This is a genomic window from Peribacillus sp. NPDC056705, assembly GCF_043656335.1.
The window spans coordinates 1-1328 of sequence record NZ_JBHTYI010000205.1; the positions used below are offsets into that span (position 1 = coordinate 1).

General features: G+C 48.0%; 1 protein-coding gene and 1 pseudogene. Both read right to left on the minus strand.

From position 1 onward, the window contains the following. On the minus strand, positions 1 to 505 hold a 505-nt coding region (locus tag ACFRAK_RS28940), incomplete at its 3' end, for a Rho termination factor N-terminal domain-containing protein (protein ID WP_394573189.1). Between the two features lie 158 nt (positions 506 to 663). Next, positions 664 to 1328 (minus strand): annotated as a pseudogene (locus tag ACFRAK_RS28945) (UDP-N-acetylglucosamine 1-carboxyvinyltransferase); the annotation flags it as partial.

The following is a 1328-nucleotide window of genomic DNA, read 5'->3' on the forward strand; positions in this document are numbered from 1 at the left end:
GTCCTAAGCCTACTGGGGCCAGCAAATCCATGATGCGGGTTGATAAATGATTAGGGGATGTTTCCAGAACTAGCTTTTCTTGCGGATAAAGAGGAGTCAGAGCTGGGAAGTGTAAACGTTCCGCTGCTACAGATGGATTCTCACCATTGACGGCATTTACTTGCAGTAACCCAAAATAGCGTTCATTCTCTTTCGGTGTTCGACACTTGCCTGATACGAGATCTCCTGTTCGTAGATCGAATTTTCGTATCTGGGATGCCGAGATGTAGATATCCTCGGTGCTGGGAAGATAATTAATCGGTCGTAGAAACCCATATCCCTCTGGCAAAATCTCAAGCACGCCCTCCATGAACATTAAGCCGCTCTGTTCAGCCTGCGCCCGGAGAATAGCGAATATTAATTCTTTCTTCTTCAACTGACCATAATAAGGAATCTGATGCTTCTTGGCCAGCTTATACAGATCCGTCAGCTTCATGCCTTCCAAATCGGAAATTTGCAAATCCATTCAATAACCACCTATTCAATTTTTTGTTTCTGTCACAGCAATCCTATGCTGATCTTGAAGTCTATTATTCTATGAGGACACTACTAGGAGCATTACCCAAATCAAAGGGAGATATGCAGTCTAGCCCACATAATCCCCCATTTGAACTAGAAAAAAAGTCATTCTTCCTCTGTCTCCCGCCACACATCTGCACCTAGTAGACGCAGGTTGGTGACTAAATGGTCATACCCTCGATCGATGAACTCTACTCCGCTGACCTCCGTTATCCCTTCGGGAACCGTAAGGCCGGCAATCACAAGCGCGGCACCTGCCCGCAGGTCCGTTGCCTTGACCTTGGCTGCGTTCAGTGGTCCTCCCTCAATAATGGCAGAACGCCCTTCCACACGGATCTTGGCACCCATGCGCACCAGTTCGGGCACATGCTTAAACCGATTGCTATATACAAAATCACTAAGCACACTGACTCCCTCCGCCTGCGTTAAGAGACTGGTCATCGGGGATTGAAGATCTGTGGCAAATCCAGGATAGATAAGCGCCTTCACATCAACATGATTATAGCGTTCTTTACCGATCACGCGAATGCTCTCATCCAGTTCCTCAATGCCTACGCCCATCTCGATCAACTTCGCCGTTAGAGCTTCAAGGTGCTTGGGAATGACGTTGTCAATCAATACATCGCCGCGTGTTGCAGCAGCTGCTATCATATAGGTTCCAGCCTGGATCCGGTCAGGAATGATGGAATGGCGACAGCCGTGCATCTCACTGACACCCTCAATCCGGATCGTCTCGGTACCAGCGCCTTTTATGATAGCTCCCATAGAAT